Source organism: Acinetobacter sp. 22512 (genome assembly GCF_052044755.1).
Classification (GTDB): Bacteria; Pseudomonadota; Gammaproteobacteria; order Pseudomonadales; family Moraxellaceae; genus Acinetobacter; species Acinetobacter pittii.
Genome location: NZ_JBQENP010000003.1, coordinates 251,441 through 275,228, shown reverse-complemented (window position 1 = coordinate 275,228; position 23,788 = coordinate 251,441). Strand labels below are relative to the sequence as shown.

Below are 23,788 nucleotides of genomic sequence, written 5' to 3'. Positions count from 1 at the left end.
CATGATGACAGATTTTGTCTATTTTTACAGGCATCATCATGCAAATATAATGAATAAAATCTCAACTTCGTGAGGTTGAGTTTTTCTATGTGCCGACCTTATCACACTCTAAACGGATTCGGATGCCCTGAATGTACATTTTCAATAATCTGGCGTTCTTTTTCAGTAAAAGTCTTGATAAAGGTCTCGGCTGATTTTAACGGTTTCATCGCACTAAAACCATCTTGAATGAAATCATACATCAATTCGAAGTGATATTTTTGGGCAATACCTTTACACATTTTAAAAGCAGTAAACATCATAAATGAGCGCATGTATTTATCGAGTGCTGCACCTAAATCGTCAAGAAGAGCAAGTTGTTGATAACGAGCTTCGGCCTGATCCAGCTTGATTAAGGTTAAACGCATAATCTCATCAGTGAGTACGGTATCTGCCGGATAGTCCTCAAGAAGTTGCATTGCTACTTGCTCATCAAGTTGAGTTGCAAGTACAGCTAAACTTACCGATTTAGTGCCTGTTTTAATTGCATTTTCAGGTAAGACTTTTTCGGCTTTATGCGCATATTTCAATAGGCGTTCAATTTGAGCTGCTAAAGCATCAAACTCTGGACCGCCATATAAACGATTTAAAAAATACTCTGACATGAGCTTGTGCGCTGGCAAATTAAAAAAGTCGTGATGCGTATCTTTCATCCGCTCTTTTAGCCATGTTTGTACATCTTGCAAACGTTGGACAAGCACAGGATTATCGTGATAATTAAATGTTTTATATTGTTGTAAAAGATCATCAAAAGCAGCGAGTTTAGACATTTAAGGCTCTAATATTGGGCTATTTGCAAAAAATCATAAAAGGCATTGTAACCTTGTACTATGGCGAGTAGATGTAAAAAAAATGATTCATGCGTCAATTTTTAAACAGAATTTTGTCGCAATGACATAATTTGTATAGCAATTCATCATTTAACCGCATAAGTTAAAGATCATCGAAATTAAACAATAAAAGATTAGAGCCGTGGACTATGAGTGAACAACAACCAAAATTTGAGATTCGTGATGAAGAACAGCTTTCAGTCGATTTGATTGAAGCACAATATGCGTTAAAAGAAAGTCGGGGCAAACCCAACGCTAAAAGCACACTGATATTAATGAGTGGTATTGAACTGGCTGGAAAAGGCGAGGCCGTTAAGCAGCTTCGTGAGTGGCTAGATCCACGATATTTACGAGTCAAAGCAGACGCGCCACGTGTGCTGACAGACACAGAAGCATTTTGGCAATCTTACTCGGAGTTTATTCCGACTGAAGGTCAAATCGTGGTGATGTTTGGCAATTGGTATAGTGATTTGCTCGTCACCGCAACGCATGTTTCCGAGCCTTTAGATGATTCTCGCTTTGATGAATATGTTGAAAATATGCGGGCATTTGAACAAGATTTAAAAAATAACTATGTCGATGTGGTTAAAGTCTGGTTCGATCTATCATGGAAATCGCTGCAAAAACGTTTAGATAAAATAGATCCGTCAGAGCAACACTGGCATAAGCTGCATGGTCTAGACTGGCGTAATAAAAAACAATATGACACTTTGCAAAAGTTACGCCGTCGTTTTACCGATGATTGGTACATTATTGATGGCGAAGATGAAAAGCAGCGTGATCAATTTTTTGCTCAATACCTTTTACAACACATGCGTCAACTTCCAGAGCATGAAACTGAAGTTAAAGGAAAATGGCAGCAAGCTAAAATTCCAGAGAGTTTATTAAAACCTTCTAATGAACCACTTGAAAAAGCTGAATATAAAAAAGAGCTGGATAAGCTGAGTAAGAAAATTGCCGATGTCATGCGTTTTGATAAACGTAATGTCGTGATTGCTTTTGAAGGCATGGATGCAGCCGGTAAAGGTGGGGCCATTAAGCGAATCGTTAAAAACTTAGACCCACGTGAATATGATATTCATTGTATTGGTGCACCTGAACGCTTTGAAGCACGACATCCTTACTTATGGCGCTTTTGGAACCGCATTAATGAAGCTGAAAAAATCACGATTTTTGATCGGACTTGGTATGGGCGTGTGCTTGTTGAACGTGTCGAAGGTTTTGCTTCACCTTTAGAATGGCAGCGTGCCTATGATGAAATAAACCGCTTTGAAAAAGATTTATTTGATAGTCAAACGATTGTAGTAAAAATTTGGCTAGCGATTAGTAAAGATGAGCAAGAGCAGCGTTTTAAGGCCAGAGAAGAAACACCGCATAAACGTTTTAAAATTACCGCAGAAGATTGGCGTAATCGTGATAAGTGGGATGATTATTTAAAGGCAGCAGCCGATATGTTTGAGCGAACCAGTACTGAATATGCACCTTGGTATATCGTTGCAACTGATGATAAATATACGGCACGTCTGGAAGTATTGAAGGCCATTTTAAAACAGCTGAGAGCAGACTAAGCTCTCAGCTACAAGGCAAACATTAATTTACAATAGTGCCACGGCTTTTTTGCTGAATACGTTTTGCAAGGTTATAACTGTCATTCAGATGAGTTTCTGCTATTTTTTTCATCATGAAATAGCCTAAACTTGCTGCTACAATTTGTCCGCCTAGCGGTATAAATTTAGTCACCTGTTTTGTTACGATTTTGCCTAAAAAGCCGTTAAATGTTTTTTTAACGGTAGTACGTGCGACTACAAAACCTGAAAATTCAAAACCGCGTTTACGTAACTCATCCCAATGAATAGTTTTAGTTTTTGGGTCGTAAACGCTCACGTGCTCAGGTGCTAAACCAAAACGGGAATTGATATCTGGAATCAGGTGCGACAAAATTCCCAAATCTACCGCCACGTCAAAAAAAGGAATCGGTACAATTGCCGCTCCGGCTGAGACGTAAGCTCTTTTTTTGATGAGATCATGGCACTCATCGCGAATTTGTTCCAGATTTAGGCTAGGATCAATATAGTCAGGAATCTTGTCAATTTTCATAATGTCTACCTGTATAAGTTCTTGATGGCGTCATTCAAACCAAGTGTAAGTGACACCTTGAGTTAAATTATGCTGTGTTTAAACCAACGTGACATAGTCAGATTCAGTTGTATAGTAATGAATGTTTATGATTTTGTGCATAAATTATGCAAGCAGGAAATGAAATAAATGGGGATCCATGTTATTCAAAGTCAACGTATTGATGTGTTGTTGCAAGGTGTATTGGCGTCTACATCTCAAGCTTCAACGCATCCATTACAGGTTTTGAAAACCCAACATTTTATTGTTCCAAGTCCTGCGGTCGAGCAGTGGCTGATACAAAAACTTGCAGAACAGCAAGGCATGAGTGCCAATTACCAGTTTCACCAACGGGTACGAGGTTTCCAATGGTTTGCCTATCAGCAAGTTTTAACTGCGCATAAAGAACAGGTTCGTAAAGCGAACATCCCGCGTTTGATTTTTAAATGGCGGGTGCATCAGGCTCTACACGAATTTATTCAACCTGACACGATGAGCATCGATACGTCGCATCCTTTACATTCTATTGTTCAGCGTATTTATGACAGTGCAGATCGACTCGAACAAGGCATAGATAAACAATTAAAAAAACAAAAAATGCTGTATTGGGTCGCTGAGCAGGTTGCCGATCTATTTAGCAACTATATGATTTATCGTGGACAGTGCCAGCGTGGTTGTGAAAATAGTTGTACCTGTCCGGAAAACTGGTTGTCTGCTTGGGGACAGGGCCGAGCACTCGATATTGAAAAATATATTGTGAAGAAAGATGAAGAAGTGACTGCTTTTGCATTACATCAAACTGAGGAGCTAGAGCGTTGGCAGCGTTGGTTGTGGCAGCAACATTTTCATGATGATTTTGTGCAAATGCAGCAAATTGACGCGTTGTTTTGGCAAGAGTTAGATCATCCAGACCGTGGTAAGCGTGCTATTTCAAGATTACCTAATCAAGTAGTGATTTTTACATTATTAGATTTGCCACCAAGCCAGTTACAGTTTTTGCGCCGTTTAGGCCAATATATTGATGTCTTGATTTTGCACTATAACCCTTCACAAGAATATTGGGCCGATAGTGTCGATCCACTCTGGAAACAGCGTTATGACTTAGGGGTAAAAGAGCGTTTTATTGCGAAAAATCCAAAGGCTACTGATGCTGAAATTAGCGATTTCTTTAATAAATTCACACTCAACTTTAATGCTGAAGCGCGTGAGTCTAGACATCCGCTTTTAACCAGATTGGGTAAACAAGCCCGCGACCACTTTTCTTTATTATCGAATTTATCTACGGGTGAAGAAGGTAAGTGGGTGGATGCTTTTGTAGATGATTTCCCTGAAAGTTTACTCGGTAAAGTTCAGTCAGATATTTTGCATTTGGTAGAACCGCAAGCTAAGCAATATGAGCTTGTTCCAGACGATGACTCGATTCAGATTCATGTTTGTCATTCGACTTTACGTCAGCTTGAAGTTCTAAAAGAGCAATTGATTGGCTGGTTGGCTAAACCACATGAGCAGCCGCGCCGACCAAACGATATTTTAGTTTTAGTTCCTAATTTGGCCGACATAGAACCTTTAATTCGAAGTGTATTTCCCGCTACTGCCACTGAGCAAGGTGTACATTTGCCAGTGAAAATTGCAGGTGTTGCATCACTTGATGCACTTAATGCTTGGCGTGCCGTAATTGGGCGTATTCAACTGATGCAGGGCCGTTTTAGCTTTGATGATTTTGCTGATTGGTTAAGCTTGCATGCGACCCAGCAACGTTACGAACTTGAGTATGTTCAGGTCGAGCGAATTTTAAATTTACTTGCCGATGCAGGCTTTAAACGAGGGCTTGATGCAGAACATCTCAAGCGCAGTTTGTGTGACGGTGATGATGATTATCGATATAGCTTTAAATTTGCCTTAGAGCGATTGGCTCTTGGTATTGCCGTGCCTGTACATGCGACGTTTAATCAGGTATTGAGTTATGCCAAAGTTCAACCGGGTGATTTCGAGCTGATTGGTACACTCATTCAGATTTATCAAGATTTGAATGAGCGCCGTGATTGGCTGACTCTGCATGAACAAGGAAAAGTCTATACCGTTGAATATTGGCTTCAGGTACTAGGCAAAGATATTGTTGAATTTGAGCAGGTTGGTGTTGCTGCTTTAAAAGCTGTGCGGGAAATTGTTAAAAAACAAGAACGGATGTTGACACTCGCAAGTTATTACGCCGAGACAGAAACCGGAACTTTGCGCAAAATTACTTTGCCTCTGCCTTATATTATTGAAGAAATTCAACGGACATTAGAAAGCCAAAGTGCACAAGCTGAACCGACAGGGCAAATTACCTTTGCCCAAATTGGACACATTCGACCGTTACCTTATCGTTTAATGGTCATGCTAAATCTTGATGCAGGGCAATTTCCAAACCGTGATACACACGTTCCATTTGATTTGATGGATGCACTGCGCCAACAGTTAGGTGATCGCTCTCGACTTGAAGATGATCAAGGTGCTTTTTTAGATGCTTTATTATTAGCCCAAGAAAATTTATGGCTGTTTTATAACGGCTTTGATGTGAACGATGGCGAGGTGCGCGAACCTTCCAGTATTCTTCAAGAGTTTCGTGAACATCTTGCGTTGATCGTGAAAGCTGAAGATGGTGTATCTGAAAGTGTCGTTATTGAAGGAATTGAGATTCCATCACAGTTAAAACAACTCTATCACTTACATGATTTACAGCCCTTTGACCCGAAAGGTTTTACTGTAGAGAAGCGTGTTATTCGCTACCAAGATCACTGGTTTAAGGTCGCTTCACAAATTCAGCAAGTTTCAGGAAGCCGTCAACCTTGGGCGAACACAACCTATCCGCTACAAGCGCCTGACATGCTGGTTTTAGAAAGTCAGCAGTGGATACAGGATGTGACGTTCCCTGCACGATTATATTTGAAAACTTTAGGGGTAGAAAACTTAGGAAGCGTCGGAGTACTCGACCAAAATGAACCTTTATTATTAGATGGTTTAGGGCGCTATGCGATTCGACATTTTTTACAACAATCTGAACAGCAAGCACAACCTGAAGTATTAATTGATCAGTTGCCTGTCGGTAAAGTCAAATATAGCGCATGGCAACAAGGTGTTTTTGAGCAAGAATGTTTACTTGAACGCCTTCACCATTATGCACCAGCAGTGACACAAACAACTCAGCGTATTTGGCGAATTGCTAAACAGCTTCATATGAATATTACGGTTCCGAAGTCTGAAACTCGGGACTGGGTGAGTATGGAACCTTCAAGCGCTCGCGCAAAAAGACGTGCTAAAGTCTGGTTAGAATATCTGCTCTGGTTAGCTTATTTGAATGAGGGTAGTGCAGGAGCTGAAAAGCGCCGTATTGTGGTTTTTAGCGATCAAACTGTGATTTGTAGTGGGATTAGTTCTGAGCAAGCTCGGCAATATTTACAACCATGGTTTAAAATCTGGCGCCATGCACAGCAACAACCATTGGTTTTACCAGCAGCCTTATTATTAAAGCCATTAGAAAAAGCTAAAGCATATCAGTGGGAAACAACAAATCAGACAGAAAAAGCAAAACTGGATGAGAAGAGCTATGCTGAGCTGCTAAAATACTGGAATGAAACAGGGTCATTTACCACGATGGATATGACTCAAAATGAAGCTTGTAAGTTGCATCAAGACTGGAGCTTTATTTTGCAAGAACAAGATGCGCAAGCTTTGCTTCAACATGCTTGTGATGAGTTTGCGTATGATTTGTATCATCCGGTTTTTCAATTTCAACATTCGGAGTAAGGCATGAACTCAAGAGTACAGGTGTCTTATCAACCTATTATTGATATTGAATTTAGTGGTTTACACTTAATTGAAGCTTCGGCTGGTACAGGAAAAACCTATACCTTATCCAGTTTGATGGTCCGTATCTTTCTTGAAAAATACTTGCCTAGACAAGTGATTGCGACCACGTTTACCCGTGCTGCTGCTGCCGAGTTAAAAAGCCGTATTCGTGCACGTTTGGTTGAAACGTACCGTTATTTAGATGCCAAGCGTAGTTTTACAGAACAAGAATTACTTACGCAGGCAGAGCAAGAACCTGATTTATTACTCCAGCATATTCTAAAGCATTTTGCGACGCGTATTGCCTATGCGTGTGAACGTTTGAAATTGGTTATAGATCAATTAGACGAGTTATTTGTCGGGACACTCGATAGCTTTAGTCAAAAACTATTACGTGAGTTTGCTTTTGAGAGCGGCAAAATTGAACGCGCTCAAATTACGGATGATGCTAAAACTTATAGTCGGCAACTGATCCATGATGTACTGCGTGAATGGATACAGTCTCAACCTCAGACTGTGATTGATGCGTTGTATTTGGCAGGTGAGCTTAAGAGTGTCGACAGTTTTGTCAAACTCGTTGAAGACTCACTGAATTTTAGTTCGGCTCATTTTAAGCTTCCCGAAAAACCAACCATTCAATTTGAACAGCTTGCTCAGCTCAAACAATTAGCGACAGAAATTGATATCAGCCTTTTAGAAGCATATTACTTGCTTGATGGCGAGCACTATAAACATGTGAGCGGAACAGTATTTAGAAATGGGGCATTTAATAAACTATTTAGTGAATGTTTACCGCAGCTACTACAAGTTCTAAAGCAAAGCGACATTATTTTAGTTTTTGACTGGTCATTAGCCGCACAAAGAGAACTTATTTTTAAGTTTTTAGGTCAACTTGCCGATCAAAAAGTTTTCAAAAAATGTCCTGCTGAAATTTCAGATGGTTTCTATCAACATCCTTGTATTCAACAGATTCAACAGCTATTTGGTGTGCTGAAAAACTACGCTGAGCAGTTCGACCAGCTTCATATTTTTTTAAAAGCCTATTTATGTGTAGAGGTGAAAAAACGTTTACCTCAGGTTTTGCAAAATAAAGGTGAAACTACTTTTTCTCAGCAAATTCGTACACTTTCAGAAGCTTTAAAAGGTGAGCAGGGGCAACGTTTTGCTGTATTTGTTCAGGCACGTTATCCCTTAATTTTGGTCGATGAATTTCAAGACACTAACCAAGATCAAGATGATATGCTCGCCAGTATTTGGCGCCATCCAGAGCGCTACCAAAAAGGTTGTATGATTATGGTGGGTGACCGTAAACAGGCGATTTATGGTTTCCGTGGTGGGGATATGCTCACCTTTTTAAATGCCTATAAAGATATTCAAGCCAAACATGGTCGTGAATATAAGTTAATTCATAACCATCGTTCTGTTGCTGATCTGGTTGATGTGGTCGACGCCTTATTTCAACGACAAATTGATTTTGGTGAAGAAGTTCAATATGACCCAATTCGAGCAGGCACTCGGCCTCATCCTGTACTGATTGAGCAGAATAATCATAATCCTCACCCTTTACGCTGGTTAATGCTCAAAGATAAAGAAACAGAGGCTCAGCAAGTTGCATGGAAGATTCGAGATCTACTTAACCAGTCACATGCTGGACAACTATATTTTCAAAAAGATACTCAGACTCAAACCTTAAACGAAGATGATATTGCGGTATTGTCTCGTAATCATGATGGGCTGGATAAAGTTCAATTTGAGCTAGAACGTTTAGGAATTAGGGTTAATAGGCCATCAAAACGAAGTGTTTTCGATTGCTCGATTGCTCAAGACGTGGGGGCTTTGCTGACCGCCATACTTCATCCTTACGATGAAGCAAAAGTGAAGCGAGCTTTGATTAGCCGTCTATTTGCCATGGATTTAAAACAACTCTTGCAACTTGAGCAGACAGCCGAAGGGTTAAGCCAGTTTATGACTGGTTTTGACACGATTAGAGAGTTGTGGTCCACTCAAGGCTTTTTAGTGGCATGGCAACAATGCCTCATCCAGTTTGATATATGGCAAAATTTGGTTGCAGCTCAAAGTAAAGATAATGAACGGGTTGTGGTGAACTTGCGTCATTTAACTGAAATTCTGAGTCAGCACAGTGAGAAATACTCAGGCGCGCAAAACCTTTACCACTGGTATCTCAAACAGTTGAGTTCTCCTCTGGATCGTGATTGGGAGTTAGAGCGTAAATTGTCGAGTGAAGCTGGTGTTCAGCTCATGACCATTCACCAGTCAAAAGGACTGGAATTTAAGATTGTTTTCTTATTAGGTGCAGACAAGCCCTTTCGAGAAAATAATAAAACTCTGAATTTTTCGACCCAAGATGTAGTCCAACCAGACTCAAGTCAGACCTTAACTCAACGTGTCGTTGCGATTGCTGATAAGACTTATTTGAATGAAATAGAACTTAAGCAACACGAAGAACGAGCGCTTGCTGAACAGAATCGCCTTTGGTATGTCGCTTTAACGCGAGCAAGCCACCGCGTCTACGCTGTTCTACAAGATCTTGATGGCAAGTCAGTATCAGGACTCGCATTTTGGAAAAATAGAGCTGAGCCTTTTCAACACCGTTGCTGTACGGATGAAATGGTTTTGGAACAGATTCCACAAGCAATTCATTTAACCAAGCAAACCAGTGTTATTGAAATACAAGCAAAACGGTTTCCTGAACAACGTTTTTATTCGAGAGGGAAAACCAGTTTCAGTTACTTGGCACAGCATTTAAAACATAAGGCTGGCACAGATTTATTGGCTAGCCAGAGCAATGATGCTGTATTGGCAGAAGATGAGTTGGACTTAATCAACACTGCAGAAGCAAGCAGTGCTCAGCCGATTGACTGGATAAAGAGTAACTTTCCGCGAGGAACGCTTGCTGGTAATTTCTTACATGAAATCTTTGAGCATATTGATTTTCAATGTTCAGATGACTGGGTTATAGAAATACGTCGTCGTTTTAAAAATGACTATAGCAGCCTTTGGCAAGATTTACTCAGTAAATATAACGAGAGCTTCCCAGAGCAAGAGGACGCCGAGAACCTGCTTTACCAGTCAGTTGCAGACTGGTTGAAAGATATTTTGCGGACACCGCTTTATCAAGGCTTTCGATTAAATCAGCTCCAACAAGATCAGTATTTATCAGAGTTTCCTTTTTATTTAGCTCTTTCAGATCGGGTTTTAGCAATGACACGTATTCAGCAGCTTTTTGCTGAGTATGGTTTGCATATGCCAGAACTGCTTGAAGCTCGTTCAGCGCGTTACCTTAATGGTTCTATCGATTTGGTTTATTTTGATGGGCAGCGTTACCACATTGCCGATTATAAAAGTAATTATTTAGGTGATGATCTTGCAGATTATCGTAGCGATAGCATTGCCCAAAGCATGTCTTTGGCAAGTTATTGGCTACAGGCAGGTTTATATCTCGTTGCATTACATCGCTATTTGCAAGTCAAAATGCAGGATTACCAAATTGAGCAACACTTAGGTGGGGCAACTTATCTTTATTTACGTGGCATGAATGGTGAAGCTGAGCAGGGCTATTATTACTGGCAGCCTAGCATTGAGTTTATTCTGCGTCTTGATGCCATTTTGGGGTATTTTGCTGAGGATAAAATAGCATGAAAAATGCTGATAAAATGCGTAATTTTAAGATTAACAAATACTTGACATGTGGATAAGCCTGTCTATAACCATGTGGACAAGCGTGTGGAAAACTAGGTGGATAAGTGTGTGGACAATCTAAACAGCCCTGAACAAGCCGATTTAAGCTGGTTAACAACGTGGAGTAACTTCTTAAATCAGGCTCCATTTACTGAACAATCGCAAGTGTCAGAAGCTACTTCTTACTTGCAGCAGCTTATTGAAGCGAGCTTACAAGGCGATAGTTGTATTGATATCAGTTCAGAGCAAATTGCAGCACTTGGTCAGCTTGCTATATCTGCCGATCAAGCAACCTCAAAAGTTGCGCCGTGCGTCTACGATGAGCAGGGGTTGGCATTATACCGATATTGGCACCTAGAGCAACGACTTGCAGAACAAATTTGTCGATTAAAGCAACAATTAATTCAACCTGTCTCTTGTGATGACTATTTAGACCTGCTTACCGATCTTCATCAACAGGCAGCTTTACAAATGGTTGCTCGGCAGAGCCTGAGTATTATTACCGGTGGGCCGGGTACAGGTAAGACTTATACGCTGGCACGTATTATTGCTGTGCTGAGTCAAGCAATTCCGCATATTCGTGTGGCGATGGCTGCTCCAACTGGTAAGGCAGCACAGCGAATGCAAGAGGCTTTACAGAACTCATTTAACGATCCTAAATTGCTTGAGTCCGGATTAGTGAGTGAAGAGCTCAGAAATCAGGGAACACAAACGATTCACCGTTTGTTGGGGATGGGACATAGCCAGACACCACGGTTTAATCAAAAACAGCCTTTGCCTTATGACGTGATTGTCGTCGATGAAGCTTCCATGCTGGATTTAAATCTGGCTACTCTTTTATTTGAAGCTGTGCCTGAGTCTTGTCGAATTATTTTATTAGGAGATGCAAATCAGCTTGCTTCTGTCGATGTCGGCGCGGTTCTTGCAGATTTGCAGCAAATACAGGCGTTGGCTGATAACCGAGTACAATTACAAACCAGTCGTCGTTTTGCTGAAGGTGCATTGATTGGGCAGGTGGCACGTTTTATTCAAATGCAAACCAGTCAGATTAATCATGAGCAGGTTTTGCAACAGTTTGAAATCGACATTGTTCAGGTTTCAGAATTACGTTCAATTCCTTTAGAAGTTGATATGCCCGATGTGGTTCAGCTTGAGTATTTGCCAGAAGGGAATCACGCAGAAGTCGAAATTTACTATCAGAAGCTCATGCTCGGTTTCCAAGGGTATGTACAGAGTCTAAAAAATTATTTAAAAGAAGAGCGCTCGATTGAACAGATCCAAAACGTAGTAAAAGCATTTGATGACTACCGGATTTTAACCGCGGTTCGTCATGGTCCGTTTGGATTGCAGCAGTTAAACCAATATGCGCAGCGTTGGTTGCAGCAGCAACTTTCAATAGTGACAGCAGGGGGATGGTATGTCGGTCGTCCTGTAATGATGACCTATAACGATTATCAGCTCGGTATTTCAAACGGGGATATTGGTTTGTGCTTTGAGCACAGGACTCAGCCACAGCAGTTTGAAGTATATTTTCCAAGTTTGAACAAATGGGTTGCTGCAAATCGATTACCAAAAAGTATTCAAAGTGCATTCGCTTTAACGATTCATAAATCGCAAGGGTCTGAATTTACCCATACTGCTGTCGTTTTAGATCAGGCTGCCAAGAACTTATTAAGTCAAGAACTTATTTACACTGCGATTACACGAGCTAAGAAAGTAGTCAGTCTTTTGGTGCATCAAGAGGCTTTATTACAAGCATTTACAGTTCGTACTACACGAAAAAGCGGTTTAGTTCAAAAAGTTAATCGGTTAGTTCGTTAAGACAAACTTAATATTTTTACCCTTGTAAGAAAAAGCTTACATAGATTCGAGATATTTGCTGCTAGAGTACACCCCGTGTTTTTGAGATTATAAACGCACAACGAGCTTGGCACGGAATGTCGGGCAAAATCGCACAATAATAATAACTTAAGTCGAGAGACTGCGAACTTACAATGAAGTAGGTGTATAAAGAGGAAACTTACAGCCGCTAAGCCTTGTAGTTTTGGGAGAGACTACAGGGCTTTTTTATATTCTACTTTTCACCATGTTTCAAAAAGCATTCGAACATTTCGTTTTTAACACTATCTTCACTCTGTTTTTGTCTAAAGATTTAAATCAATAATATCAATATATTTATCTATAATATGATTTCAAAACAGGCATTTTTCCTGTGAATTGTTAAGTTATATGTTATACAGAACTGTACGTTAAAGGTTAAAAATGGCTATTTACCAAATATTATACAGACCTGTACGTTTTCACTTACATGATGATAAGAAAAATACTACTTTTCTTCATAATTGGATATGTCACAATACATCACATAAGGAAATAGAAACAAAAACATCGGAAGTGAGTTAAAACAACAAGAAGGATGTGACTAGCATCTCACCAACGACAATAAAAACAGCAATAACACGATAAACAAAAACTACAGCGCAAAAAACCCAAGCAGAAATGCTTGGGTTTTTTATTTGTTTCTACACTAAGTCAGCTTCATGAGAATCACTACCAAATAACGAACGGCGTTGATCTCTCGATATACGTGGACATTGAGTTGAGATTTGATAGAGTACTTTAGCCAAAGCAGGTAGGTGAGTACCCACTACAGATTTACCAGTTGTTAATAAGGAAACACTGATATCTCTTTCAGGGTCAGCCCAACATAAAATGTTAGAGAATCCTAAATGACCAAATGCTTGTCCTGTCATTGGGCCAAAAAGTCCTACAGGATTGCTACCTAACATTGGTCCTAAAGCATAGCGCATTGGAATTAACAAAGTACGGTCAATGTTAACGCCTGTAGTTGGCAGTGTTGCTCTGAAAATTGTTTTCTCACTAAAGATTTGCTGACCGCCGTAGCTTCCTCCACTTAAAAGCATTTCAAAGAAGCGGCCGGCTTGTTCTGCACTGGTATAGATGTTTCCAGCTGGGCAAATGGTGTCCATAAAACGACTATCGTTAGTCACATCAACTGCAAGTTGTAAACCGCCACCTAACACATGATTCAGGTAGTGATCGGTACCAAGGCGTGGGTGCAGACCTGTTGCACAGTTTAAGGCGACTTCTGAACGGTATTCTGGTTTTAAGCCATAATTGAAATAAGGCATCCCCATTGGTTTTTCGATAGTTTGATGTACAAATTCACGTAAATCCTGCCCAGTCACCCGTTCAATGACTTCTCCTAAAATATAACCTGCCGTAACAGCATGATAGGCAAGGTGATTGCCAGCAGGAGACACAGGTCGGGCAGCATATAAACGTTTTAAAATTTCGTCTTTATCAAATAATAAATCTGGTGTGACATCGCCATCAATATAAGGAATGCCACCACGATGTGCTAATAAATGAAAGATCGTGGCACGACGCTTACCGTTGACTCCATATTCAGGAACATAATAGCTCACAGGATCAAGCAAATTGATTTCGCCTTTTTCATCTAATAGATGAATCAACATGGCTGTGATCATCTTTGATGCTGAAAATAGGCAAACAGGTGTATCAGGTGTTGCAATCAGGGCATTTTCTTGAAGTCCTGCCGGAGAGTTTCCTTGGGCATATCCAATACTTCTATTTAGCAAAATTTTACCTTGCCTGCGTAAACAAAAGGTAATGAGTGGATAGTTTCCGGTTTTATATAGTGCTTCTATACTTTTCCAGATTTTTTGAATCTGGTGATCACTCATTCCACCCTGTTCAGCAGCAACTTCATCTTTTTGTCGAATGACTTGCTCAATATTGTCCGGTACTGGACAAGTGTTGGTTGAAAAAATTTTCACACGTCCCTCGCGCTTCTTTCTTTTTATTCGAGGCTAGTGTGCAGGGTTAAGGTCTTCATGTCAGTGTCTAAAATGACAAGTTACTGAAAACTATTTTGCAATCCACCTATAGATACCTTAAAATAGGCGACTTGCTGTAGTGATGCACGGCAGTCAGTTGCCTCAACTGATTCATATCGTTTACTTTTTTAAGCATCTCGGAGAAATCGAATGGCTTTAACTAATGCAGACCGCGCAGAGATCATTGCTAAATTTGCTCGCGCTGAAAATGACACTGGTTCACCAGAAGTACAAGTAGCTTTATTGACTGCTCAAATCAATGATTTACAAGGTCACTTCAAAGCTCACAAACACGACCACCACAGCCGTCGTGGTTTGATCCGTATGGTTAACCAACGTCGTAAATTGCTCGACTACTTAAATGGTAAAGACCACGGTCGTTACACTGCTTTGATCGGTGCTTTAGGTTTACGTCGTTAATTCGATTTTTACTTTGTTTTCGCTATTTCGCATGTCGCAATGCTTTATCGCTGAAAAGAGAGTTTCACTTAATGTTAGGTTAAGTGATTTTTAGAAGGGGCGCTTGTGCGCTCCTTCTTTGCGTTTAACTTATTTTAAATAATTGATCTAGTGTGATGGCTTCTAAGCTTTGTCATTTATCTACCAATCGGTGTAGTCTGAATGCCAAACCTTAGGGGTCTCACTAGAATAAAATTAGGAAAATACAATACATGTCAATGTTTAATATCGTTCGTAAAGAATTCCAATTCGGTCAACATCAAGTCGTTTTAGAAACGGGTCGCGTTGCACGTCAAGCAAACACAGTTTTAATCACTATGGGTGGCGTAACTGTTTTAGTTGCAGTTGTTGCTCAGCCTAAAGCAAAAGCGGGTCAAGACTTCTTCCCGTTAACAGTGAACTATCAAGAAAAACAATATGCAGCTGGTCGTATCCCTGGTGGTTACGGTAAGCGTGAAGGTCGTGCTTCTGAAGCTGAAACTTTAATTTCACGTCTTATTGACCGTCCAATTCGTCCGTTGTTCCCAGAAGGTTACTTCAACGAAATCCAAGTAACAGCAACAGTTGTTTCTTCTGACAAAACTATGGATGCTGACATTGCAGCAATGCTTGGTACATCAGCAGCATTGTCTATTGCTGGTACTCCTTTCCGTGGTCCAATTGGTGGTGCACGTGTTGGTTTAATCAACGGTGAATATGTTCTTAACCCGAACTTCGAACAGTTGAAAGAAAGTGACCTTGACCTTGTGGTTGCAGGTACAGAATCTGCTGTATTGATGGTTGAATCTGAAGCGAAAGAACTTTCAGAAGACCAAATGCTGGGTGCTGTTCTTTTCGGTCATGACGAAATGCAAATTGCAATTCAAGCGATTAAAGAATTTGCTGCCGCTGCTGGTGCTGTTGAGTCAACTTGGGTTGCTCCAACTAAAAACGAAGCTCTTCTTGAGCAATTAAAAGCAGCTTTCGAAGCTAAAATTTCTGAAGCATATACAATTGCGGTTAAACAAGATCGTTACGCAGCACTTGATGCACTTTATGCAGAAGCTGTAGCTCAGTTCGTTCCAGAAAATGACGAAACTGGTATTGCTGATGAAGTAAACGAATTATTCGAAGACCTTAAATACCGTACAGTACGTGACAACATCTTGTCAGGTAAGCCACGTATTGATGGTCGTGATACTAAAACTGTTCGTGCTATCGACGTTCAAGTTGGCGTATTAGATCGTGCACACGGTTCTGCCTTATTTACACGTGGTGAAACTCAAGCGTTAGTAACAACAACTTTGGGTAATACTCGTGATGCGTTAATGGTTGATACCCTTGCTGGTACTAAAACTGACAACTTCATGTTGCACTATAACTTCCCTGCATACTCTGTAGGTGAAACAGGCCGTGAATCTGGTCCTAAGCGTCGTGAAATTGGTCACGGTCGTTTAGCACGTCGTGGTGTTCAAGCAGTTCTTCCTGCTGCTGACCGCTTCCCGTATGTAATTCGTATTGTATCTGACATTACTGAATCTAACGGTTCATCTTCAATGGCTTCTGTATGTGGTGCTTCATTATCACTTATGGATGCAGGTGTTCCGCTTAAAGCACCAGTTGCGGGTATCGCAATGGGCTTAGTGAAAGAAGGCGAGCGTTTCGCAGTACTTTCTGACATCTTGGGTGATGAAGATCACTTAGGTGATATGGACTTTAAAGTAGCAGGTTCTGCAAACGGTATTACTGCGCTTCAAATGGACATCAAGATTGAAGGTATTACTGAAGAAATCATGGAAGTTGCATTAAACCAAGCATTTGCTGGTCGTATGCACATCCTAAACGAAATGAATAAAGTCATTTCACGTGCTCGTGCTGAAATCAGTGCTCATGCACCGACGTTTGAAGTGATTAACATTAACCCAGACAAGATCCGTGATGTTATTGGTAAAGGCGGCGCAACTATCCGTCAAATTACTGAAGAAACTAAAGCTGCAATTGATATCGAAGACAACGGTACAGTTCGCGTATTTGGTGAAACTAAAGCTGCTGCTAAAGCTGCAATTGCTAAGATTCAAGCAATTACTGCTGAAGTTGAACCAGGTAAGATCTATGACGGTAAAGTAATCCGTATCGTAGAATTCGGTGCGTTTGTAAATATCATGCCAGGTACTGATGGTCTTCTTCATATTTCGCAAATTTCAAATGAACGTATTGCGAACGTAACTGATGTTCTTAAAGAAGGTCAGGAAGTGAAAGTACAAGTTGCTGATGTTGATAATCGTGGTCGTATCAAATTGACTATGAAAGACATTGAACAAGCATAATTGTTCTAGTGACATGAAAAAGTCCGCTTGATGCGGACTTTTTTATGGCATGATGCAAGTAATACAAAAACAGATCATTGTGGTATGCAGGTTTATTACTTTTATCGCCATCAAGCTGACGGTTATGTCTTTTTAAGCCGTGAACAGCATAATGAACACATTCTGGAGTTTTTCTGGATTGATAGTGTCAGAGCTGATGTGGTGAACCATAACGAAGAATGGCAACAAAAGATTCAGCAGCTTTCAGGTGTGGTTATTAATGAATTTCATATGCGAGATATTGCGAATATTGAGCACCCTTGTGCATTTGATACGCTTGAAGAATATGACCTGCTTATTTTTAGAAAGCTCGTTACACCTGATGATGAAATTAAAAATGGGGAATCCCATGAGAGTGTATTTGGCCTAGCAACCACGCCGATTAGCTTTATTTTTACTCCTAAAGTTCTGATTAGTGTTCGTGAGCAGGGCAATAAGTCGATTGAAAACTATATTCAACGTCTCGAAAATATTTTATGTAAAACTTTGGAAGAACAAAACAAAACCCGTAAGCTGCCTAATTCACCTGTAGATTTATGTTTACGACTGCTTAATAGTATGGTGGATGGCTACCTTGATATCCGTTCACCTTTGACTAGAAGGGTCGAGCATTGGCAACAGCAATTGCTGCAAGGTAATCGCCGTTTTAAACAATGGCATCAGCTGTTTCATGAAAACATGGCCTTTCAGCAGGTTGAAAATTTATGCGAAGAGCAAATCGAAACCTTACAAGAGTTTCGAGATGAAATTGTAGAAAACTATCATCATGTTATTGGTGAGAAGACACATAATTCTCAAGATCTTCTGTTAGTTCGTTTGAATGATTTAATGAGTCATGTCGAACGTATTCAAAAACATACTTTACGTTTACGTAGCGCTATTCAGTCAGCGATTGATTTGCACTTCTCAGCAATTGCAAACCAGACCAATGAGAATATGCGTATTCTTGCCATTATTACTGCCGTATTTGCACCGCTTACTCTTTTAACGGGTATTTATGGAATGAACTTTGAGTTTATTCCAGGGCTTAAGTCACCAGTAGGTTTCTGGATTATGCTGGGTGTCATGCTGCTAAGTACGATTTTCTTGCTTTATTACTTCTATCGACAACATTTGGTAGGGCGCGGTGAAAAAAGTGTGATTGATTTATTGGCTCAACAACATCGTCAGGATCGGATGAATTTGTTCTGGTTTTTGGAATATGAACCGATTAAGCAGACTTTGAAGGAAGTGGAAAAGATTACTCGGTTGAAATAATTCTTCAATTTTTATTGAATTTTTTCCAAATTTGCTTGAGCTAAGCGTCATCCACAACCTGCCCATAATTTAAAAATTATTGTTTTTGCAAAGTAATATTTTAAATGAAAGTAGTGAACAGGTTTTGTGGATGACAATGGTTTTGGTTACTTTTGCCAAAACAAAAGTAACGTAATTAACTGATGAAATAGATAGGGAGTGCCAGTAGGACTCCGTCGTGACTATCTAATCTAATGAAAATGCTTCAACTGTTTTCTAAGTTGTTGCACTTCATCAATCAAATCTAACATCACAGCAACTGCCGCCAAACTTGCGTCAAAGTCACGTTGTAGACGATACGCTTTACGTGCACGTGCGACATCTTCGCCCATAAACTGGTGTGCTTCAGGTGTGTTCTCGACTGATAAAATATCATATTCAATGAGCTGAAGAATCCAGTCAGGACTTTGGCCGCAAGCTTGGGCAAATTGTTGTAAATCAAAAGTCGATTGTTCATCAACGACCTCTGCACTAAAGGTATGGCCGTCATATACAATTTCTCGATAGTGAATGGTTGTCATGATCTTGCTCCCTAATGAGATGAACGAGGTTCGAATGAAGCAAATGCTTCTGCCAGTTGCTGATACGCTTCTTTTTCTTTTTCAGAATTTGCAGGCGGGAATACAATATTTAAAATTAAATACAGATGCCCTGGCGTTTTATTTGGTATCCCTTTGTCTTTTAAACGTAGCTGTTGTCCTTGTTTTGCATTTTTAGGTAAATTTACATGTAAAGATCCTGCTGGTGTTTTTACTTCAATACCTTGGCCTAATGCTGCTTCCCATGGAGCTACATCTACAGTCAGATATACGTCACTGCCTTCGACATGAACACGATCTGTATCTTTATACTGGATTTCAATATAAAGATCGCCGTTGGCACCACCATTAATCCCACTTTGGCCTTGCCCACTTAAGCGGATTTGCTGACCTTCTTTCATGCCTTTTGGTATTTTTACCTGTAAAGTTTTACGTTGAACTTCAGGCTCACCATAAGCATTCATGGTTGGAATTTGCAGAGTAATTTGCTGGGTTGAACCATGATAGGCAATATCAAGATCAACCTCTATGCTGGCATGTTGATCTTCACCGCGATAACTACGTTGTTGTCTTTGATATTGTTGTTGGCCACCGCCAAAGCCTGCACCAAAGCGTCCAAATAAATCTTCAAAACCGCTAAAGTCTGCTTGTTCACCGCCTGTAAAACCTTGACGATAAAACTGTGTTCCATCAAAACCACCTTGTGCAGCACCTTGACCAAAGTTATTAAAACCTTGAGGATGATCTAACATTTGGTCATATTCGGCTTTTTTATCCGCATTGCTTAATGTGTCGTAGGCAACATTAATGGCCTGCATTTTTTCTTCTGCATCTTTTTCTTTGCTGATGTCGGGATGATATTTACGGGCTAATTTTCGATAAGCTTTTTTAATTTCATCAGCAGAGGCTTTGCGTGTAACCCCTAATTCTTCATAATAATTTTTTGCCATAATGTTTTATCACGATGGTGTTGTTTATTTCATTATGAAACGATTTTTAGAGTTTTCAATAAGCTAGATTGTATAAGAGTTGTTCTATTACGAAATTAAATTAATAGGAAGAGGCATAGACAAATTAGACCATACCTCTAATGAATTAGATAAAGCTCTGATACAAGCCGTAAAGGGCAATCAGTAAAAGTAATAAACCACATAGACCCAATATTTTTGGATATAAATGACTGTTAGAAAGGCGGCGGAAAAAGATATAAACCAAAGATAGGGTGAGGAAGTCTAAAACGATCCATGTCAGCGTAAGTAGGGTTAAACTTAAATTTAATTGAGGAGTAATAGAGACGAATTGCGGAAAGAAAGCCGAGAAAAAGATAATATCTTTTGGGTTTGAAATACCAACAAGAAAACCTTTTTTAAAGCCGCCATTTTGTGCTGAAACTGTTTGTATCGCTTCTGGATGAGGGGCCTGAATCACTTCTTTGAGAATACTAAAACCTAAATAACCAATATATAAGCAGCCTAAAATACGAATGATATTGAGGTAACTATCATTAACACTTAGTACTCCTTTTAAAACCAGTACTGAAATAAAAATTAAAACAAGGGATGCTAGGTTTGTACCAAAAATGGTTTCCAGTGCTTTTTTATAGCCTCCTTTAAGTCCAGCGCTTGCAACTAAAATCATGACAGGGCCAGGGGTCGCAATCATGATAACTACACTAAAAATAAAGAGAAAATAATCAAAATAATTCATGGTATTTAGGCATCTTATTTATTAGGCTATAAAGTAGTCTTATATTATCCTATTTAAATTAACATGTTGAAAATTATCATCAAAAAATACAGCTAAATAAAAAAGGCGGTATAACCGCCTTTTTATAAAGTTAAAATATTAACTTAAATGTTCACCAAATAACGCTAAAGCTTCTTCAGCGGTAAAGGTATATTGCGTATTACAGAACTGACAGTCCATACGAATCGGGTTCTGCTGTTCTAAGGTTTCATGAACAGCGTCTACACCAATTTGAATCAGGGCATTTGCACAGCGTTCTTTTGAACATGTACAGCCAAATTTTAATGCTTCAATTTCTGGTAAACGAACTTCTTCTTCGTTATATAAACGATATAAGATTTCATTTGCATCTAAATTGGTAAGCTCTTCAGCTTTTAATGTTTCGGTCAACATTGTCAAACGTGGCCATAAATCTTCATCAACCAAGTTTTGCTCTTCTTCATCATGACGTGGTAAGAGTTGAATCAGTAAACCACCAGAACGTTTATCTGTACTTGCCAACACAATACGAGTTGGAATTTGTGCAGACAAATCATAATATTGCATCAAGCAACCTGCTAAAGTCACTTGATCAAGCGGCACGATCCCTTGATAACGTTCGCCAAATTCCGGTTCAATATTAATAAATAAAACCGGATTAACTAAAGCGCCAAGAACTGTACTGCTGTCTGTTGCTTCAACAAAGCGAGGGTCGGTTTCATAGTCGGCTAAAGCACGAACCTCTCCTAAATGGTTACATTCAGCCATCGCCCATTTGAAGGTACCGCTAGCCTGGATTTGCAAGCTGATACGGCCTTTGATTTTTAGTGTACTTGCAAGTAATGCAGTCGCACTCAACATTTCACCTAGCAGAATTTTAACCGCAGGCATATAGTCACGTTGAGCTAAGATAGTTTGTAGGGCTTCTTCTAGATGAACTACTTCTCCACGTACTGGAAAGTTCTCTATATAAAAGCGTTGGCGTAAATCAGACATAATATTCTCCAGGGCCCTAAGCAGAGTATAACTATTTCGTTTTAATCAAGCTCAGGAAATGCAGCTAAGCCGCAAGCCGGACAGGGGCAGCTTTGTGCCCATTGTCCAATTATTTAGGCAATGTGAATAAGTCCTTAATATAGCCATTTTCTGAAATCTCAAGTTATTCTAGATGATCTCTTGTAATGTCGATGCGATTTGGTTGTAAATGACGCTTTAAATTAACATCATGTTTTGATGTAGCCTGTTGCTGCGCATCACTTTCAAACAAATGTTCAAGTTCGGCTAAGGCATTACGATGTGTTTCAAAAATCTTCTGTTCATCAGTATAAATACTTTGCTGCTGTATGAGCAATTTCTCATCATAATCCCGAAAGATTTCGATATTGTTATAGGCTTGTTCATCAGAGATTCCGAGTTCTCGTAAAGCGCGATAAGCCATACCTAATGAAGATAAATACGTTTCACGCCAAATATATTCAACACCTAAATCTCTTAAAAGATGGACATGGTGGCGGTCACGAGCACGGACTAATAGCTTTAAGTTTGGATAATTTAATCTAAGATGACGTGCAACATTCATGGAGTCTTCAACATCATCGATTGCTAAAATAAAGACTTTAGCTTTTTCAATACCGGCAGAGCGCAGTAAATCGGGCTGGGTCACATCGCCATAATAGAGCTTGCCGCCGTAGCGACGAACAAAGTCCACTTGATGAAGATTGTTGTCGATTGCAGTAAAACCTAAATGTTGTAGGCGGGCAATACGCGCGATGATTTGTCCAAATCGACCAAAACCTGCAATGATAATCGGATTATCCTGCTGAGGAATTTCATCATACTCAGGTGGACGTTCTTTATTAAACAAAGGAATAACCTGAGTTGCCATAATCCAGTAAATTACTGGAGTAAGTACCATCGACAACGTTACGATCAGGGTCACTGGTTCTAATATAGCTTGAGTTAAAACCTTCTCACTTTTTGCAAGGCTCAAAATTACAAAAGCAAATTCTCCGCCTTGTGCTAAGCAAGTACCTAAAAGTAAACTGTTATTCCAACTGTATTTTTTATAGCGGGCAATGGCGGTCAATATCAGCGTTTTGATGAGTAATAAGCCGACTGCACCACCAATAATAAGCAAAGGCATTTCAATGAGTAGTGACAGCTGTGTAGTCATGCCGACGGTCATAAAGAATAAGCCAAGCAATAAACCTTTAAACGGTGCAATACTCGCTTCAACTTCGTGGCGAAATTCTGAATCTGCTAATAATACACCTGTAAGGAATGCACCTAATGTGGTGCTAATCCCTAAAGTGTCCATAAGCAACACAACAGCAAGAATAATAAATAATCCTACTGCTGTAATAAGTTCAGTCGCTCCACTTTTAGCAACAAAGCGGAAGAAGGGACGCATCACATAGCGGCTAAACATAAATAGACCAGTAAATGTTGCAATGATAGCCGCAAAATAAGCCACCCCATGATGGGTTGATTCTGTTCCTGCCAATAATGGAATAATGGCAAGTAAGGGGATAGCCGCTATATCTTGGAAAAGTAAAATGGAAAAAGACTGCTGACCATAAGTCGTATTGAGTTGCTGCTTTTCGGTCAGAAGTTGTAATACAAAAGCTGTAGAAGAAAGCGCAAGGGCAAAACCAATCACAAAGCTGACAGAAAGCTGCTGTTGAAAGAGTAATAGTACGATCAGCATAAGAATAGCCCCACTAGTGAGGACTTGCAGACTTCCCATTACAAAAATAGAGTCACGCATTTCCCATAAACGTTGGGGGCGTAACTCTAAACCAATCAGGAACATTAATAAGATAACGCCAAATTCGGCAAGTTCCATAATCGCTTCAGGGTCATGTGCAATATTTAAAACACTAGGGCCCAGAAGTATTCCTGTAAATAAATAACCTAAAACTGTTGCTATCCCTAGGCGCTTGCCAAGAGGGACTAAAATCAGAGAAGCTCCAAGAAAAATTGTTGCTTGCAGTAAGAATGACATTCATTGCCTCGAATGTATTAGTCTCTTT

The 23,788-nt window shown here is 39.9% G+C and carries 15 protein-coding genes; 7 read left to right on the top strand and 8 right to left on the bottom strand.

Features of this window, described 5'->3' with window-relative positions:
- Nucleotides 1–101 precede the first annotated feature (101 nt).
- Nucleotides 102–809 (bottom strand): FFLEELY motif protein, encoded by a 708-nt coding sequence (locus ACTJJG_RS05635; protein ID WP_032062869.1) that lies wholly within the window; start codon nt 807–809, stop codon nt 102–104.
- Between the two features lie 209 nt (nt 810–1,018).
- Between ACTJJG_RS05635 and pap the strand changes: the two genes are divergently transcribed.
- On the top strand, nt 1,019–2,437 hold the full coding sequence (gene pap, locus ACTJJG_RS05630; protein WP_032062870.1) for a polyphosphate:AMP phosphotransferase: 1,419 nt from the start codon (nt 1,019–1,021) through the stop codon (nt 2,435–2,437).
- Between the two features lie 22 nt (nt 2,438–2,459).
- Here the strand turns inward: pap and ACTJJG_RS05625 are convergent, their stop codons facing one another.
- Nucleotides 2,460–2,966 (bottom strand): hypothetical protein, encoded by a 507-nt coding sequence (locus ACTJJG_RS05625; protein WP_016142355.1) that lies wholly within the window; start codon nt 2,964–2,966, stop codon nt 2,460–2,462.
- 168 nt (nt 2,967–3,134) lie between these two features.
- On the opposite strand from ACTJJG_RS05625, the gene ACTJJG_RS05620 reads away from it, so the two are divergent.
- The 3 genes from ACTJJG_RS05620 to recD all read left to right on the top strand — a co-directional run bounded on the left by ACTJJG_RS05620 (nt 3,135) and on the right by recD (nt 12,332).
- Nucleotides 3,135–6,770: an exodeoxyribonuclease V subunit gamma gene (locus tag ACTJJG_RS05620; RefSeq protein WP_045126414.1), complete on the top strand. Its 3,636-nt coding sequence runs from the start codon at nt 3,135–3,137 to the stop codon at nt 6,768–6,770.
- Nucleotides 6,771–6,773: 3 nt separating this feature from the next.
- On the top strand, nt 6,774–10,472 hold the full coding sequence (locus ACTJJG_RS05615) for a UvrD-helicase domain-containing protein (RefSeq protein WP_032070415.1): 3,699 nt from the start codon (nt 6,774–6,776) through the stop codon (nt 10,470–10,472).
- Nucleotides 10,473–10,580: 108 nt separating this feature from the next.
- A complete protein-coding gene (recD, locus tag ACTJJG_RS05610; RefSeq protein ID WP_069120445.1) occupies nt 10,581–12,332 on the top strand; it encodes an exodeoxyribonuclease V subunit alpha in 1,752 nt (583 codons plus the stop codon).
- Nucleotides 12,333–13,033: 701 nt separating this feature from the next.
- Here recD and ACTJJG_RS05605 read toward each other — a convergent pair.
- Nucleotides 13,034–14,332: a serine hydrolase domain-containing protein gene (locus tag ACTJJG_RS05605; RefSeq protein WP_233752357.1), complete on the bottom strand. Its 1,299-nt coding sequence runs from the start codon at nt 14,330–14,332 to the stop codon at nt 13,034–13,036.
- Between the two features lie 210 nt (nt 14,333–14,542).
- On the opposite strand from ACTJJG_RS05605, the gene rpsO reads away from it, so the two are divergent.
- From rpsO to ACTJJG_RS05590, 3 genes are all read left to right on the top strand, one after another.
- Nucleotides 14,543–14,812 carry a 30S ribosomal protein S15 gene (rpsO, locus tag ACTJJG_RS05600; protein ID WP_002114951.1) on the top strand — a complete coding sequence of 90 codons (270 nt, stop codon included), beginning with the start codon at nt 14,543–14,545 and terminating at the stop codon, nt 14,810–14,812.
- A gap of 257 nt (nt 14,813–15,069) precedes the next feature.
- A complete protein-coding gene (gene pnp, locus ACTJJG_RS05595) occupies nt 15,070–17,157 on the top strand; it encodes a polyribonucleotide nucleotidyltransferase (RefSeq protein ID WP_170814194.1) in 2,088 nt (695 codons plus the stop codon).
- 84 nt (nt 17,158–17,241) lie between these two features.
- On the top strand, nt 17,242–18,453 hold the full coding sequence (locus tag ACTJJG_RS05590) for a magnesium transporter CorA family protein (RefSeq protein WP_002114783.1): 1,212 nt from the start codon (nt 17,242–17,244) through the stop codon (nt 18,451–18,453).
- 230 nt (nt 18,454–18,683) lie between these two features.
- On the opposite strand, the gene ACTJJG_RS05585 is transcribed toward ACTJJG_RS05590, so the two are convergent.
- The 5 genes from ACTJJG_RS05585 to ACTJJG_RS05565 all read right to left on the bottom strand — a co-directional run bounded on the left by ACTJJG_RS05585 (nt 18,684) and on the right by ACTJJG_RS05565 (nt 23,760).
- Complete coding sequence (locus ACTJJG_RS05585) at nt 18,684–19,013, bottom strand: chaperone modulator CbpM (protein WP_002114963.1); 330 nt, start codon at nt 19,011–19,013, stop codon at nt 18,684–18,686.
- An 11-nt stretch (nt 19,014–19,024) separates the two neighbouring features.
- Nucleotides 19,025–19,981, bottom strand: coding sequence for a DnaJ C-terminal domain-containing protein (locus tag ACTJJG_RS05580; protein ID WP_032062877.1), 957 nt, complete (start codon nt 19,979–19,981; stop codon nt 19,025–19,027).
- 145 nt (nt 19,982–20,126) lie between these two features.
- Nucleotides 20,127–20,738 carry a LysE family translocator gene (locus ACTJJG_RS05575; protein ID WP_002115157.1) on the bottom strand — a complete coding sequence of 204 codons (612 nt, stop codon included), beginning with the start codon at nt 20,736–20,738 and terminating at the stop codon, nt 20,127–20,129.
- Between the two features lie 138 nt (nt 20,739–20,876).
- Nucleotides 20,877–21,752: an Hsp33 family molecular chaperone HslO gene (hslO, locus tag ACTJJG_RS05570; RefSeq protein ID WP_002114728.1), complete on the bottom strand. Its 876-nt coding sequence runs from the start codon at nt 21,750–21,752 to the stop codon at nt 20,877–20,879.
- 163 nt (nt 21,753–21,915) lie between these two features.
- The gene (locus ACTJJG_RS05565; RefSeq protein WP_069120440.1) at nt 21,916–23,760 is read right to left on the bottom strand and encodes a monovalent cation:proton antiporter-2 (CPA2) family protein; all 1,845 of its coding nucleotides are present in this window, start codon (nt 23,758–23,760) and stop codon (nt 21,916–21,918) included.
- Nucleotides 23,761–23,788: the final 28 nt, after the last annotated feature.

Excerpts from the sequence above, each read along its gene's own strand:
- ACTJJG_RS05635 (WP_032062869.1), bottom strand. The coding sequence starts at position 809 with ATGTCTAAACTCGCTGCTTTTGATGATCTTTTACAACAATATAAAACA.
- pap (WP_032062870.1), top strand. The coding sequence starts at position 1,019 with ATGAGTGAACAACAACCAAAATTTGAGATTCGTGATGAAGAACAGCTT.
- ACTJJG_RS05625 (WP_016142355.1), bottom strand. The coding sequence starts at position 2,966 with ATGAAAATTGACAAGATTCCTGACTATATTGATCCTAGCCTAAATCTG.
- ACTJJG_RS05620 (WP_045126414.1), top strand. The coding sequence starts at position 3,135 with ATGGGGATCCATGTTATTCAAAGTCAACGTATTGATGTGTTGTTGCAA.
- ACTJJG_RS05615 (WP_032070415.1), top strand. The coding sequence starts at position 6,774 with ATGAACTCAAGAGTACAGGTGTCTTATCAACCTATTATTGATATTGAA.
- rpsO (WP_002114951.1), top strand. The coding sequence starts at position 14,543 with ATGGCTTTAACTAATGCAGACCGCGCAGAGATCATTGCTAAATTTGCT.
- pnp (WP_170814194.1), top strand. The coding sequence starts at position 15,070 with ATGTTTAATATCGTTCGTAAAGAATTCCAATTCGGTCAACATCAAGTC.
- ACTJJG_RS05590 (WP_002114783.1), top strand. The coding sequence starts at position 17,242 with ATGCAGGTTTATTACTTTTATCGCCATCAAGCTGACGGTTATGTCTTT.
- ACTJJG_RS05585 (WP_002114963.1), bottom strand. The coding sequence starts at position 19,013 with ATGACAACCATTCACTATCGAGAAATTGTATATGACGGCCATACCTTT.
- ACTJJG_RS05580 (WP_032062877.1), bottom strand. The coding sequence starts at position 19,981 with ATGGCAAAAAATTATTATGAAGAATTAGGGGTTACACGCAAAGCCTCT.
- ACTJJG_RS05575 (WP_002115157.1), bottom strand. The coding sequence starts at position 20,738 with ATGAATTATTTTGATTATTTTCTCTTTATTTTTAGTGTAGTTATCATG.
- hslO (WP_002114728.1), bottom strand. The coding sequence starts at position 21,752 with ATGTCTGATTTACGCCAACGCTTTTATATAGAGAACTTTCCAGTACGT.
- ACTJJG_RS05565 (WP_069120440.1), bottom strand. The coding sequence starts at position 23,760 with ATGTCATTCTTACTGCAAGCAACAATTTTTCTTGGAGCTTCTCTGATT.